Annotated in this window: 15 protein-coding genes; 10 read left to right on the top strand and 5 right to left on the bottom strand. The window is 64.4% G+C overall.

The window, feature by feature from the left end; genetic code table 11:
- Positions 1–62: 62 nt before the first annotated feature.
- The gene (gene glpK / locus GCN78_RS06975) at positions 63–1556 is read left to right on the top strand and encodes a glycerol kinase GlpK (RefSeq protein WP_152251049.1); all 1494 of its coding nucleotides are present in this window, start codon (positions 63–65) and stop codon (positions 1554–1556) included.
- 10 nt (positions 1557–1566) lie between these two features.
- Here glpK and GCN78_RS06970 read toward each other — a convergent pair whose 3' ends face one another.
- A complete protein-coding gene (locus GCN78_RS06970; RefSeq protein WP_152251048.1) occupies positions 1567–2088 on the bottom strand; it encodes a YdcF family protein in 522 nt (173 codons plus the stop codon).
- A gap of 93 nt (positions 2089–2181) precedes the next feature.
- Positions 2182–2826, bottom strand: coding sequence for a cysteine hydrolase family protein (locus GCN78_RS06965; protein ID WP_152251047.1), 645 nt, complete (start codon positions 2824–2826; stop codon positions 2182–2184).
- A 142-nt stretch (positions 2827–2968) separates the two neighbouring features.
- Between GCN78_RS06965 and GCN78_RS06960 the strand changes: the two genes are divergently transcribed.
- A complete protein-coding gene (locus GCN78_RS06960) occupies positions 2969–3931 on the top strand; it encodes a GlxA family transcriptional regulator (protein ID WP_152251152.1) in 963 nt (320 codons plus the stop codon).
- On the opposite strand, the gene GCN78_RS06955 is transcribed toward GCN78_RS06960, so the two are convergent.
- The 3 genes from GCN78_RS06955 to GCN78_RS06945 form a co-directional block, all read right to left on the bottom strand.
- Positions 3914–4774, bottom strand: a complete 861-nt coding sequence (locus GCN78_RS06955; RefSeq protein WP_152251046.1) for a tetratricopeptide repeat protein — start codon at positions 4772–4774, stop codon at positions 3914–3916. The two genes, GCN78_RS06960 and GCN78_RS06955, sit on opposite strands and share 18 nt — an antisense overlap.
- A gap of 69 nt (positions 4775–4843) precedes the next feature.
- Positions 4844–5191, bottom strand: coding sequence for a hypothetical protein (locus GCN78_RS06950; RefSeq protein WP_152251045.1), 348 nt, complete (start codon positions 5189–5191; stop codon positions 4844–4846).
- Positions 5192–5338: 147 nt separating this feature from the next.
- Positions 5339–5839 carry an Lrp/AsnC ligand binding domain-containing protein gene (locus GCN78_RS06945; RefSeq protein ID WP_070222192.1) on the bottom strand — a complete coding sequence of 167 codons (501 nt, stop codon included), beginning with the start codon at positions 5837–5839 and terminating at the stop codon, positions 5339–5341.
- A gap of 105 nt (positions 5840–5944) precedes the next feature.
- On the opposite strand from GCN78_RS06945, the gene GCN78_RS06940 reads away from it, so the two are divergent.
- The 8 genes from GCN78_RS06940 (at position 5945) to GCN78_RS06905 (ending at position 13980) form a co-directional block, all read left to right on the top strand.
- Positions 5945–7234: a D-amino acid dehydrogenase gene (locus GCN78_RS06940; protein ID WP_152251044.1), complete on the top strand. Its 1290-nt coding sequence runs from the start codon at positions 5945–5947 to the stop codon at positions 7232–7234.
- A gap of 13 nt (positions 7235–7247) precedes the next feature.
- Positions 7248–8366, top strand: coding sequence for an alanine racemase (gene alr / locus GCN78_RS06935; protein ID WP_226939511.1), 1119 nt, complete (start codon positions 7248–7250; stop codon positions 8364–8366).
- Positions 8367–8455: 89 nt separating this feature from the next.
- Positions 8456–9013 (top strand): NADPH-dependent FMN reductase, encoded by a 558-nt coding sequence (locus tag GCN78_RS06930; protein WP_152251042.1) that lies wholly within the window; start codon positions 8456–8458, stop codon positions 9011–9013.
- A gap of 167 nt (positions 9014–9180) precedes the next feature.
- Positions 9181–10731 (top strand): sensor domain-containing diguanylate cyclase, encoded by a 1551-nt coding sequence (locus GCN78_RS06925; RefSeq protein ID WP_226939510.1) that lies wholly within the window; start codon positions 9181–9183, stop codon positions 10729–10731.
- Between the two features lie 154 nt (positions 10732–10885).
- Positions 10886–12319: a cytochrome ubiquinol oxidase subunit I gene (locus GCN78_RS06920; protein WP_152251040.1), complete on the top strand. Its 1434-nt coding sequence runs from the start codon at positions 10886–10888 to the stop codon at positions 12317–12319.
- Positions 12309–13316, top strand: coding sequence for a cytochrome d ubiquinol oxidase subunit II (gene cydB, locus GCN78_RS06915; protein ID WP_152251039.1), 1008 nt, complete (start codon positions 12309–12311; stop codon positions 13314–13316). Before GCN78_RS06920 ends, cydB begins: the two co-directional genes overlap by 11 nt.
- Positions 13316–13453 (top strand): DUF2474 domain-containing protein, encoded by a 138-nt coding sequence (locus GCN78_RS06910; protein ID WP_152251038.1) that lies wholly within the window; start codon positions 13316–13318, stop codon positions 13451–13453. Before cydB ends, GCN78_RS06910 begins: the two co-directional genes overlap by 1 nt.
- On the top strand, positions 13453–13980 hold the full coding sequence (locus GCN78_RS06905; protein WP_152251037.1) for a hypothetical protein: 528 nt from the start codon (positions 13453–13455) through the stop codon (positions 13978–13980). The genes GCN78_RS06910 and GCN78_RS06905 overlap by 1 nt, the downstream gene beginning before the upstream one ends.
- Positions 13981–14012: the final 32 nt, after the last annotated feature.

Genomic DNA, 14012 nt, shown 5'->3' with positions numbered 1-14012 from the left:
CGTTGTTCCGGGGCACGGGCGTTTGCCTGTGCCCCTTTCACTGTAAAGACGTAGTAGCGACCATGACCACATACATACTTGCTTTAGATCAGGGCACGACCAGTTCGCGCGCCATCCTGTTCGACCATGCGGGCCGGCCGCACGCCAGCGCGCAGCGCGAATTTCGCCAGATTTTTCCCCAGCCAGGCTGGGTCGAGCATGACGCGAACGACATCTGGGCGTCGCAAGAGGGCGTGCTGCGGCAGGTCTTGCGCGACAGCGGCGTGGCCGCATCCGACGTGGCCGCCATCGGCGTGACCAACCAGCGCGAAACGACGGTGCTGTGGGACCGCGCCACGGGCGAGCCCGTCGCCAACGCCATCGTCTGGCAAGACCGCCGCAATGCGGCTTACTGCGAGCAACTGGTCGAGCAGGGCAAGGCTGACTTAATCCAGCGCAAGACGGGTCTCGTGCTGGACGCCTACTTTTCCGCCACCAAGCTCAAATGGCTGCTCGACAACGTGGCCGGCGCCCGCGCGCGCGCCGAACGGGGCGAGCTGGCCTTCGGCACCGTCGACAGCTGGCTGATCTACAAGATGAGCGGCGCCCACTTGACGGACACGAGCAATGCGGCGCGCACCATGCTGTTCAATATCCACACCCTGCAATGGGACACGGACTTGCTGGCGCTGCTCGACATCCCCGCCTCCCTGCTGCCCGACGTCGTGCCATCGAGCGGCGTGGCGGCGCACACTTACACAGAATTGCTGGGCGTGTCCGTGCCGATCGCCGGTATCGCAGGCGACCAGCAGGCCGCCACATTCGGCCAGGCCTGTTTGAAACCGGGCATGGCGAAGAATACCTACGGCACGGGTTGCTTCATGCTGATGAACGTGGGCAAGCGCCCCTTGCCCTCGAAAAACCGGCTGCTGACGACGGTGGGCTGGAGCCTGGGCAAGGGAACGGACCAGACCGATTACTTATTGGAAGGCAGCGCCTTCATCGCGGGCGCGGCCGTGCAATGGATGCGCGACGGCATCGGCATCATCCGCGATTCGTCCGAAGTGGAAGCGCTGGCCACCAGCGTGCCCGATTCGGGCGGCCTGGTCTTCGTGCCCGCGTTCGCGGGCCTGGGCGCGCCATACTGGGACCCGTATGCGCGCGGCACCCTGATCGGCATCACGCGCGGCACGGGCAAGGCGCACATCGCGCGCGCGGCGCTGGAAGGCGTGGCCTACCAGAACGTGGACGTGCTGTCGGCCATGCAGGATGACGCGGGCATCGCGCTGTCCGAATTGCGCGTCGACGGCGGCGCGGCCCGCAACGACATGCTGATGCAGTTCCAGGCCGACATCTTGAATGTGCCCGTGGTGCGTCCCGTGGTGACGGAAACGACGGCCCTGGGCGCCGCCTACCTGGCGGGCCTGGCCGTGGGTTTCTGGGATTCGCAGGAAGAAATCGCCGCCCAGTGGCAGGTGGGACGCCGCTTCGAACCGGCCATGGCGGCCGACGAGCGCTTGAGCCGGCTGCACAAATGGCAGCGCGCCGTGGAACGGTCGCGCGACTGGAGCGAGTGAAAACGCGTGGTCAGGGACGCATGAAATACACGGCGTAACCGACCGTTTCGCGCGGCACGGAATACAGGTCGCGCAGCTCGAAATACGGCGCGTGCACGTTGCCGCTGACAACGATGCCGGCCCGTTCCAGCGCCAGCCGGAAGCGGGGCACGTGAAAGTATTGCGTGGCCACCATGGCCGTCTTCCAGCCGTGTGTGCGCATGAGCAGCGCCGCGTTGCGGGCCGTGGCGTCCGTGGTCCAGCCTTGATTATCCTCGATGATGGCGCCAGCCGGCACGCCGCGCGACTGCAGATAGCGGACCATCGATGCGGCCTCGTCGAATCCTTCCTTGCCAGTGGCCCCGCTGACGAGGATGCGCGGCGCCCGGTGTGCCTGGAATTGCGTCAGCGCCGCGTCGAGCCGCGCCTGCAGGCGGGGGCTGGGCGTGCCGTCGGGCAGGATCGTGTTGCCAGGCACGACGATCACGTCGGCGGGCGCCAGCTTGTCGTGGAGTCCCGTCAGCAGCAGGGCGGTGGTGGCCAGGAGGAACATAGCAACGGCGCTTGAACCGAGCACAATTATTTTTCGCATAGCGCGTCATCAAGTAAGGAATGGACGCATGATACCCGTCCATTCCCGCCGGCGTCAGTTCGCCTGCGCCTTGCGCGCGCGCTGGTTCGATAGGTAGATATTGTCCTTTTCCAGCGGCTTGCCTTCGCGCACGGCGTCGAGCCACGCCTGCGTGCTGGCGACGGCGGCGAAATTCGAGTGGAACACGGCGCTGAAGACGCGGTGGATTTCCTCGGCGCTGGCCGTGCCGCCCGCATTCGCGTAGGGCAGGGTGCCGGTGGCGTCCTGCAGGAACTCGACCTGCAAACCGTCGTGGGCGGCGTGGTAGATGGTTGCCGCGTCGCAGTTGTGCGTCATGTAGCCGATCACCGTCAGGGTGTCGATGCCGTGGCCCTCCAGCCAGGCGCGCAAGTCCGTGCCCGCGAAGGCGCTGCTCATGACCTTGTTGATGCGGTGGTCGGCGGCAAACGCGGCCACTTGCGGATGCAGCTGCCAGCCGTCGCTGCCCCTGGCGAAGATGGGGGAAGTTTCCGGCGCGTCGTGCTGGACGACGATGACGGGCACGCCGGCGGTGCGGGCGGCGGCCATGGCGGTGACGATGTTGGGCAGCGAGATATCGACGGACGGATATTCGATGGGCAGGTCGCCCGTGAAGTATTCATTTTGCACGTCGATGACGAGCAGGGCGCGGCGCGGGGCGGTGGAAACTGGGCTGGACATGGGTTCTCCTGAGACGGTTGAAAGAGGAAGGGGTTCCTCGATACCGTTATTCTCGGTCCGCGCGCCGCAAACAAAAAGTGGCCCAAAGGCCTATCTGCGATAAAATCGGGCCATGCCTATTCTTCCTGCCTCTTCCTCCCCCTTGAACGTGGCCGTGATCGCCTTCGACGGCATGACGCCCTTCCACTTGTCCGTGCCCTGCCTCGTGTTCGGCGCGCAGACCGACGAGGCCGATCTACCGCCTTTCCACGTGCGTGTCTGTGCCGCCGATCCCGCGCCCTTGCGCACGGCGGCCGGTTTTTCCATCACGCCCGAGTTCGGCCTGGAAGGGCTGGACGGCGCCGATATCGTCATCATGCCGGCCTGGCACGACGATTGCCGCGACGCGGCGGCGCCCCTGGTCGCGGCGCTGCAGGCGGCCAGCCGGCGCGGCGCGCGCATGGTGGGCCTGTGCCTGGGCGCTTTTCCGTTGGCGCAGGCGGGCTTGTTGGATGGCAAAGGCGCCGCCACGCACTGGGGCATGGCGGACCGGCTGGCGGCCCGCTATCCCAAGGTCAGGGTGGACCGGGAAGTGCTGTACGTGGATGATGGCGGCGTGCTGACGTCGGCCGGCGTGGCGGCCGGCCTCGATTGCTGCCTGTATCTGCTGCGCCAGTTGGCGGGCGCCGAGGTGGCCAACCGCGTGGCGCGCCGGCTGCTGGTGGCGCCGCACCGCCAGGGCGGGCAGGCGCAATTCATCGAGCGCCCGCTGCCCGTGTCCGGCAGCGAAGGGCGCTTCGCCGAGGTGCTCGCTGGCGTGACGGCCAGGCTGGACCAGGCGCACAGCATCGACGCGCTGGCCGAACAGGCCGCCATGAGCCGGCGCAATTTCACGCGCCACTTCCGCCAGGCCATGGGCACGTCGTTCAAGCAGTGGCTGCTGAACCAGCGCCTCGCGCATGCGCAAGGCTTGCTGGAAAAAAGCGTGGCGTCGATCGACGTCGTGGCGCAGGAAGCCGGTTTCGGCACGGCTCTGTCCTTGCGCCAGCATTTCCGGGCCAGCTTGCAGACGTCGCCTTCGGCGTATCGCAAGCTGTTCCGGCAGCAACTAAGCCAGGTCGTTTGACCATAGTCTTGCCGGGTCGCGGCTGCCCTGGGGCAGCATTGCGCTGACGGCGAGCTGCCGCGCAATGAAGGCGGCTGGCTCGAAGGCATGGCGTTCCTGGAAGGAAACGGTTTCCGCGCTCATCAGTTCGGCATACGTCTGCATCAGGGTCGCGGCGCAAACGTGCTTGCCCTGCGCCAGGTAGGTGTCGATGGCCGCGAGCAGCACGGGGTAATCGGCATTGTCCTTGCTGCCGCCAAAGTGGAACGACAACTGCCCGCAGGCGCGCCAGATGGGGTCCGGTTCCCCTTCCGGCACCGGCTGCGTGCGCAGCCATTGCAAGGCTTTCAGCGGCGGGCCGCCAAATGACGGTGGCGAAATGATGGCCTGGATCGCCACCGTGACGGCGTCTTCGATTCTTCCCGCGCGCACATATTGGCCATGCAGCAAGGTCAGCGCATCCGTGTATTCGGGCACGATGGCGAGCGCGCCTTCCAGCAGCGCGATGGCCGCGTCCGGCTTGCGCTGGGCGATCTGTTCCTTGGCTTCCAGGAAGGCGGCGCGCGGCGAGGCGGGGTCGTCGGCCAGCGATGGCGTGCCGACATACTCGTCCTCGGCTGCCGCATGGGCTTGCAAAAACGCGTCCAGACTGGAAAAGTGCGGCTGGATGCGCCACTCGTCATGCCACGTTTCGACGACGATGGGTTCGGATGCTTCGCGGCCGATGGGCCAGTACAGGCCGAACGTGTCGCCATTGCCCAGCGCGCCTTCGGAAAACGGGGTGAAGCCGAGCGGTGGATACGCTGTCGTGTGTTGCCAGTCTTGTTCCGCCGAGATGTGGGCGAGGCGTGCGGGTAATAGCATGGGGACACCGGAGAATAAAACGCCAGTGTAGAACAAGAGGACGCGGCGGGCGCATCTTAGCTGTGCGACCTACCTGCGCGGCTCGTGGATGCGGAATTTCTTGACGATGCCCGCCTGGTCGAACATGACGGCCACTTCGCGCGTGCCTTTTTCACCGAGCAGGGGGATCAGGCGCGTCACGCTCGGTGTTTTCAGCTGGTTCTTGTAGACCCAGACTTCATAGCCGGGATCGAAGCTGACGACGGTGGCGTTGCCCAGGGCAGCGTCGAGGTCGAGGCGGGTGGTCTTGCCGACCTGGATGTTTTGATAGATGGCGCCATTGTCCGGCGCACGGTTGACCTTGTATTCACTGGCGGTGCACATGGCCACGGCCAGGCCCGCGAGGCAGGAAGCTGCCAGTTTTATCAATGTGTTCATAGGGACTCCCAGTGTGCATCACTGCTTCCAATCTCAGAGGGGACGGGCGTGATGTCAGGAGGGAGTGTGCTTGTGTCGCTGCGAATGTGCTACCAGATTATACAAAGGCGCAAAATGTGATGCTCTTGGTACCGGCAGGCGCTACCTTTATCGGTTTTGTAATACGTCGGTCGAGAGCGCCAGGGTTTCCTTGATCTCTTCCATCACCACATAGCTTTTCGATTGCGCGGCGCCGGGCAGCTGCAGCAGCATGTCGCCCAGAAGCTTGCGGTACTCGGCCATTTCATGGATGCGCGCCTTGATCAGGTAATCGAAGTCGCCCGACACCAGGTGGCATTCCTGCACCTCGGGAATTTGCAGCACTTCGCGGCGGAATTGCTCGAAGGCGGACGCGGATTTTTGATTGAGGGTAATCTCTACAAAAACGAGCAGCTTGGCGCCCAGCGCGGCCGGGTTCACCTTGGCGTGATAGCCCGTGATGACGCCGTCGCGCTCCATGCGCTTGACCCGCTCGATGCAGGGCGTGATGGACAGGCCCACCTGTTCACCGAGGTCTTTCATCGAGATGCGGCCATCCTGCTGCAGGATGCGCAGGATGTGGCGATCCAGCTTGTCGAGGCCACGTGCCGATTCTTTAAGGATTCTCATGATTTATTGCTGAATATCTCGATTTATACGTGAACAAATACTGGCTCTTTCCCAATATGATAGCGGTTAATCTGGCGTTAGCCTAAAAAATATAATGAGGAAACTATGCGTATCGTGATTCTGGGTAGCGGCGTCATCGGCGTCACCAGTGCTTACTATCTGGCCAAGGCAGGACATGAGGTGACCGTCATCGACCGCCAGCCGGGCCCGGCACTGGAAACCAGCTTTGCGAATGCGGGGCAGATCTCGCCCGGCTACGCTTCGCCATGGGCTGCGCCCGGCATTCCTTTGAAAGCCGTGAAATGGATGATGCAGCGCCACGCGCCGCTGGCCATCTCGCTCGACGGCAGCGCCGCCCAGCTCAAATGGATGTGGCAGATGTTGCGTAATTGCACACCGGAAGCGTATGCGGTGAACAAGGAACGCATGGTGCGCCTGGCCGAGTACAGCCGCGACTGCTTCAAGGTGCTGCGTGCCGAGGCCGGCATCACCTATGAAGGCCGCCAGCAAGGCACGATGCAATTGTTCCGCACGGAAAAGCAATACAACGACGCCGCCAAGGATATCGAAGTGTTGAAAGACGCGGGCGTGCCGTACGAAGTGCTGCAGCGCAATGAGTTGTCGCGCGCCGAGCCGGCCCTCGAAGCGGTCAAGGGTAAACTGTTTGGCGGCTTGCGCCTGCCCAACGATGAAACGGGCGATTGCCAGCTGTTTACCACCCGCCTGTCCGAGATGGCCGAGGCGCTGGGCGTGAAGTTCCGCTATGGCGTGTCCATCGACGCCTTGCTGACGCAGGGCGATGAAATCGCCGGCGTGCAATGCGGCGCGGAAATCGTCAAGGCCGATTCCTACGTGGTTGCCCTGGGTTCCTATTCGACGGGCTTCATGAAGCCGTTGCTCGACATTCCCGTGTATCCATTGAAGGGCTATTCGATCACCGTGCCTATCGTCAACGCGGCCAAGGCGCCCGTGTCGACCATCCTCGACGAAACCTACAAGATCGCCGTCACCCGTTTCGACGACCGCATCCGCGTGGGCGGCATGGCGGAAATCGCTGGCTACAACCTGAACCTGAACCCGCGCCGCCGCGAAACCCTGGAAATGGTCGTCAACGACCTGTTCCCGGGCGGCGGCAACACGGCCGAGGCGACCTTCTGGACGGGCCTGCGTCCGATGACGCCGGACGGCACGCCGATCGTCGGCCGCACGCCGCTGCGCAACCTGTTCCTCAACACGGGTCACGGCACCCTGGGCTGGACCATGTCCTGCGGTTCGGCGCAATTACTGGCTGACCTGATGTCGTCGAAAAAACCGGCGATCCTGGCCGACGACCTGTCCGTCAGCCGCTACAGCGGCGCGCAGGGCAATGGCAAACTGCAACACGCGGTGGCTTGAGATGGCGGCCAGCATGCCTGCCAAGGAACGTAGCGGCGCCATCCTGACGGTGGACCTCGACGCCGTGCGCGCCAACTACCGTTTGCTGCGCGACAAGGCGCACCCGGCCGCCTGTTCCGCCGTCGTCAAATCCGACGCGTATGGCCTGGGCGCCGCGCAAGTGGGCGCGGCCCTGTATGAAGAGGGTTGCCGGCACTTTTTTGTGGCGCATCTGGAAGAGGGCATCAGCCTGCGCCCGCACGTGGCGCCGGACGCGGCCATCTTCGTGCTGCACGGCCCGCCCGTCGATACGGAAGGCGAATTCACGGCCCACGGCTTGATTCCCGTGCTCAACAGCGAGCCGCAGGTGGCTGGCTGGCGCGCGCATGCGAAGGCACTGGGCACCACCCTGGACGCCATCGTGCAGGTCGATACGGGCATGTCGCGCATGGGCTTGTCGCCGCAGGAAATCGACGCCTGGCTGCTGGACCCGCACTTTCTCGACGGCATCAAGGTGCGCTACATCATGAGCCACCTGGCCTGCGCCGACGAGCGTGCCAACCCCATGAATGGCGAGCAGCTGGCCCGTTTCATCGCCATCCGCGCCCGTTTGCCGCAGTATCGCGCCAGCCTGGCCAATTCCTCGGGCATCTTTCTGTCGCCCGACTACCATTTCGACCTGGTGCGTCCCGGTGCGGCCCTGTACGGCATCGGACCGCAGGGCGGCGAACCGAATCCCCTGAGCTCGGTCGTACGCCTGCAAGGCAAAGTGCTGCAGACGCGCACGATCGCCGCTGGCGACCACGTGGGCTACAGCCGCCGCTACACGGCCAGCGAGCCGCGCCAAGTGGCGACGGTGTCCGTCGGCTATGCCGATGGCTGGCTGCGCAGCATGAGCAACCAGGGCCTGGCCATCGTCGACGGCGTGAAAGTGCCGCAGATCGGCGCCATCTCGATGGATTCCATCACCCTGGACGTGAGCGCCATCGCCGGCGACCGCGTCGCGCCGGGCAGCCTCGTCGACCTGATTTGCGCCGAACACCCGGTCGACGCCGTGGCGGCCATGGCCAATACCATCGGCTACGAGGTGCTGACCAACCTGGGCGGGCGCTATTACCGCGAGTATCAAGGCCTCGCGCAAGCCGCACGCTAAACAGCGCAAACCCGATGATTGTGTGGCAAGATAGCCCTGCAGTGACGTTCACTCCAGGGCTATTTTTTTCACCATCATCGGGGATATCTATGAGTCAATATAACGTTGCAATCATCGTCGGCAGCCTGCGCAAGGATTCCTTCAACCGCAAGCTGGCCGACGCCATCGTCAAGCTGGCGCCGCCCGAGTTTTCCTTCAAGCATATCGACATCGGTGACTTGCCGCTGTACAACCAGGATGACGATGGCGCGCAGGCCGAGCAAGTGCTGCGCCTGAAATCCGACATTTCCGCTTCGCAAGCTTTGCTCTTCCTCACCCCCGAATACAACCGTTCGATTCCCGGCGTGCTGAAAAACGCCCTCGACCACGGCTCGCGTCCGTACGGCCAGAGCGTGTGGGGCGGCAAGCCGGGCGCCGTGCTCGGCGTTTCCGTCGGTGCCACGGGCACGGCGCTGGCGCAGCAGCATTTGCGCAATGTGCTGGCCTACCTGGACGTGCCGCTGCTGGGTCAGCCCGAAATGTTTATCCAGGCCAAGGACGGTCTGTTTGACGAGCATGGCGGTATCGGTCCTGCCAGCCTCGGCTTCTTCCAGGGCTGGATGCAGCGCTATGTCGACTGGGTACGCAAGCACGCGATCCACGCTTGATGCAGGTCAAGGCGGCAGCGCATGCCGTTGCCGCGTGCACACATTCCGTGATGGGGGACGGCGACATTTCTATTTTGGCACGTTTTACTCGGTATAATGCGCCCTTTCTTTAGCGCAATACTTTCCCGATTCTTGCCGACCTCATGTGGACTAAACCTGTTCTGCGCATGAATTTGCGCCGTTTGATCGTGCTCGTGGCCTTTGCCAGCGCCCTGGTGTCCCTGGTCAACACGTTTTATGCCAGCTACAGCGTGCAGCGCCAGTTGCTGATCGATACCACCCTGGAAGCGAACCACGCCTACGCGAGCAAGCTGGCCAGCACGGCCGAGGATTTCCTGCAATCGGCGCGCCAGCAGCTGGCCTACAGCGCCGGCAGCCTGCCCTCGCGCATGGGGGACGAACAATGGCTGACGGACGAGGCGCAGCGCCTGCGCCTGCAAACGAACAGCTTCAATTCCGTGCTCATCGTCGATGCCCAGGGCAAGGTGCTGGGCGTGTCGCCGGAAACCCTGGCCCTGAAAAACCGCACGCTCGATTCGGCCGGCGCCGTGCAGGCGCTGCGCGAACGGCGCCCGCTGGTGACGCAGCCCTACGTCTCCTCGGCCGGCAACCTGGTCGTCTTCATTTCGCATCCCATCCTGGGCAAGGATGGTCGCTATCTCGGCTATGTGGGCGGCAGCATCTACCTGAAACAGAAAAACATCCTGTACACCATGCTGGGCCAGCATTACTACCGCGACGGCTCCTACCTGTACGTGGTGGACCAGAACCGGCGCCTGCTGTACCACCCGGATCCCGAGCGCCTGGGCGACGTGGCCGGCAGAAATGACGTCATCGACGCCATCATCGCGCAGCAGGGCGGCGGCAACCGGCGCATGCACAACAGCCTGGGCGTGGACATGCTGGCCGGCTACGCCATCATGCCGTCGACGGGCTGGGGCATCGTGGCGCAGCGGCCGACGGCCATGACCCTGGCGCCGCTGAACCAGCTGATGGCCAACACGGTGTGGCATTCCCTGCCGATCGCCTTGCTGAGCCTGCCATTCATCTGGTGGCTGGCCAGCCTGATTTCGCGTCCCCTGGTGCAACTGGCCGAGGGCGCGCGGCGCATGGACGCGCCGGGCACGGCCGAGCAACTCGCCGCCATCCGCTCCTGGTATGTGGAGGCGGCGCAGATCAAGAAAGCCTTGCTGAAGGGGCTGGCGTTGTTGCAGAACAAGATCGGCAAGCTGAAGACCGACGTGCAGACGGACCCGCTGACGGGCCTGGCGAACCGGCGCGGCATGGCGGCGGCGCTGGACGATTGGCAGGCGCAGGCGCGGCCGTTTTCCGTCATCGCCATCGATATCGACCATTTCAAGCAAGTCAACGACCAGTGGGGCCACGCCGTGGGTGACGACGTCATCCTGCGCCTGGCGCAGCTGATGCGCGCGTGTTCGCGCGATGCCGACGTGCTGTGCCGCAATGGCGGCGATGAATTCATCATGCTGCTGCCCGATGCCGACCTGGACGTGGCCATGCAGGTGGCCGAGCGCCTGCGCGCCAAGGTGGCCGCCGCCGAGATCCCCGGCGCGGGCGCCATCACGGTGTCGCTGGGCGTGGTGTCGTCGTCGCACCGCGACCGCGGCACGGACGCCGTGCTGCTGGCGGCAGACGCGGCCCTGTATGTGGCCAAGGAAAACGGCCGCAACCGCGTGGGCCTGGCCGAGCCCGCCTGAGGCCCGGTTCCGCCGCAGCGGTCCGGCCTTGTCATGGGGGACGACCCAAACTGATCCTATGTTTTCTCCTGTTTCTGAGTCTGTTATGTTTTACCGCAAAAGCCTAGAGTGGAGGCCTGGGTAAAACAGACGTCTCACGTCGGGAAGGCAACACATGTTAGGGCTCTCTGCATTGGAACTGGCGCGCGTCCAGTTCGGCTTCACCATCTCGTTCCACATCATTTTTCCTGCAATCACGATCGGCCTGGCCAGTTACTTGACGGTGCTGGAAGCGGCGTGGCTGCGCACGCAGGACGGCGTGTACCGCGACCTGTACCATTTCTGGTCGAAGATCTTCGCCGTCAACTTCGGCATGGGCGTCGTTTCCGGCCTCGTCATGGCTTACCAGTTCGGCACCAACTGGAGTTTCTTTTCCGATTACGCGGGCAGCATCACGGGGCCGCTGCTGGCCTATGAAGTGCTGACGGCCTTCTTCCTGGAAGCGGGTTTTCTCGGCGTGATGCTGTTCGGCTGGCACCGCGTCGGGCCCGGCCTGCACATGTTCGCCACGGCCATGGTGGCGCTGGGCACCTTGATCTCGGCCACGTGGATCATCGCCTCGAACAGCTGGATGCAGACGCCGCAAGGCCATGAAATCATCGACGGGCGGGTCGTGCCCGTGGACTGGCTGGCCGTCATCTTCAATCCCTCGTTCCCGTACCGGCTGCTGCACATGAGCGTGGCCGCCTTCCTCGCCACGGCCTTGCTGGTGGTGGCGTCGGCCGCCTGGCATTTGCTGCGCGGCAATGACAACGCGGCCATCCGCAAGATGATGAGCATGGGTTTGTCCATGCTGCTGGTCGTCGCGCCCATCCAGGCCGTGATCGGCGACGTGCATGGCTTGAATACCCTGGAGCACCAGCCGGCGAAGATCGCCGCCATGGAAGGCCACTGGGAAAACACGGGCAACGAGGGTACGCCGCTGATCCTGTTCGGCTGGCCCGACATGACGCGCGAGGAAACCCTGTACAAGGTGGAAATCCCCCGCCTGGGCGGCCTGATCCTGGCGCACGACTGGAATGGCACGATACCCGCCCTGAAGGAATTCGCGCCGCGCGACCGGCCCAATTCGGCGGCCGTGTTCTGGTCGTTCCGCCTGATGGCGGGGCTGGGCATGCTGATGATCGGGCTGGGCATCTGGAGCGCATGGCTGCGCTGGCGCGGCACCTTGTGGCGCTCGCGCCTGTTCCTGCGCTGCGCCCTGTGGATGGGGCCCAGCGGGCTGGTGGCCATGCTGGCCGGCTGGTACACGACGGAGATCGGCCGCCAGCCGTGGACCGTGTACGGCTTGCTGCGCACGGAAGACGCCGTCTCGGCGCATGGCGCCACGCAGCTGGGCATCACCTTGCTGTTGTTCGTCGTCATCTATTTTGCCGTGTTTGGCACGGGCATAGGCTACTTGCTGCGCCTGATCCGCGTGGGGCCGCGGCCGCACGAAGGGGAGAGCGTCGAGCATGGCGGTCCCGGCAAGGAACGCACGCCGGCACGGCCGATCTCGGCCGCGCATCTGCAAGAACAAGCGCAAGGAGGACATTCGCATGGGCATTGATCTGCCACTACTGTGGGCCATTATTATCCTGTTCAGCATCATGATGTATGTGGTGATGGATGGCTTCGACCTGGGCATCGGCATCCTGTATCCGTTTTTCCAGGACAAGAGCGAGCGCGACGTGATGATGAATACGGTGGCGCCCGTCTGGGATGGCAATGAAACCTGGCTGGTGCTCGGTGGCGCCGGCATGCTGGCGGCCTTTCCGCTCGCCTATTCCGTCGTGCTCAGCGCCTGCTATCTGCCGCTCAGCTTCATGCTGATGGGCCTGATCTTCCGCGGCGTGGCCTTCGAATTCCGCTTCAAGGCGCGCGAGCATGAGCGCCATGTGTGGGACAAGGCCTTCATCGCCGGCTCGGTGGCGGCCGCCTTCTTCCAGGGCGTGACCCTGGGCGCCTACATCCAGGGCATGCCGGTGGAGGGGCGCAGCTATGCGGGCGGCGCGCTGGACTGGCTCACGCCGTTCTCGCTGTTCACGGGCGCGGGGCTGGTGGCGGCGTATGCCTTGCTGGGCAGCACTTGGCTGATCATGAAGACGCAGGGGAGGCTGCAGGCGCGCGCCAGCCGCATCACGCGCACGCTCGTGTGGCTGCTGCTGGGCGTGATCGCCGTCATCAGCGCCTGGACGCCGCTGGTCGACCCGGCCATCGCCGCGCGCTGGTTTGCGCTGCCGCACCTGTTCTGGTTTTTGCCCGTGCCGCTGCTGGTGCTGGGCGCGGGCTGGTTGCTGCTGCGCTCCCTGCGGCAGGGACGGCAGGTGGCGCCGTTCCTGTGCACGCTGGCGCTCGTCTTCCTCGGCTACACGGGCCTGGGCATCAGCGTGTGGCCCAACATCATCCCGCCGTCGGTATCGATCTGGGAGGCGTCGTCGCCGCCGCAAAGCCAGGGCTTTACCCTGGTGGGCGCGCTGTTCATCATTCCCGTGATCCTGATGTATACGGTGTGGTCATATTATGTGTTTCGTGGCAAAGTCTTGCCGGAAGACGGGTATCACTGATGCGAGGACAAGGACAACAGACATGGTGGAAGCGACTGGCGTGGATGGCCGGCCTCTGGCTGGCCAGCGTGGCGACCCTGGGCTTGGCGGCCTGGGCGATGCGCCTGCTGATGCGGGCGGCGGGGATGGGCAGTTGATGGCGCAGGTATCCGGCGTGCACTGCGAGGTCAATGGCCAGCGCCATCCGCTGGCCTTCCTCGGCTGCCGCGAACTCAACTATGGCCAGCACAGCGTGCTGCCGCTGCACCCGTTTCGCCTGAGCGTGCCGGAAGCGGTGCTGCCTGGCTTGCTCGACGCGCCCTTCAACAGTTTCGTGCAGGATTGCCGCGAAGACGACCTGCAATACGAGGAAAGCGACTTGCCCGCGCTCAGGGACGCTGGCTATCCCGACATCACGGGCATGCTGGCGGGCCACCGGCCGCTGCTGGCCGAAATGATTGATGACTTCATGATCGGCGACCTGATGTGGGCAATCGGGCGCGCCAGCGGCTACTGCCGGCCCCGTGACCGTTACTGGGGCGACGTGGAGGCGGCCGATGGCCGCGCGTATTTCACCGTCAATAAAGTGGAGAAAATCTATTTTGCCGATGGCCAAGTCATATTGGAGGGGCAGGGCTACTACGGCGTGTACGTGATCTGGCTGACGCACGGCCAGCGCGCTTGAATAGGGACTTGACCTTCCTCGTGTGGGAAGGT

It is taken from the genome of Janthinobacterium rivuli (assembly GCF_009208735.1).
Classification (GTDB): domain Bacteria; phylum Pseudomonadota; class Gammaproteobacteria; order Burkholderiales; family Burkholderiaceae_D; genus Janthinobacterium.
The sequence above is the reverse complement of the archived record's forward strand: the minus strand, read 5'-3'. Positions and strand labels throughout refer to the sequence as shown.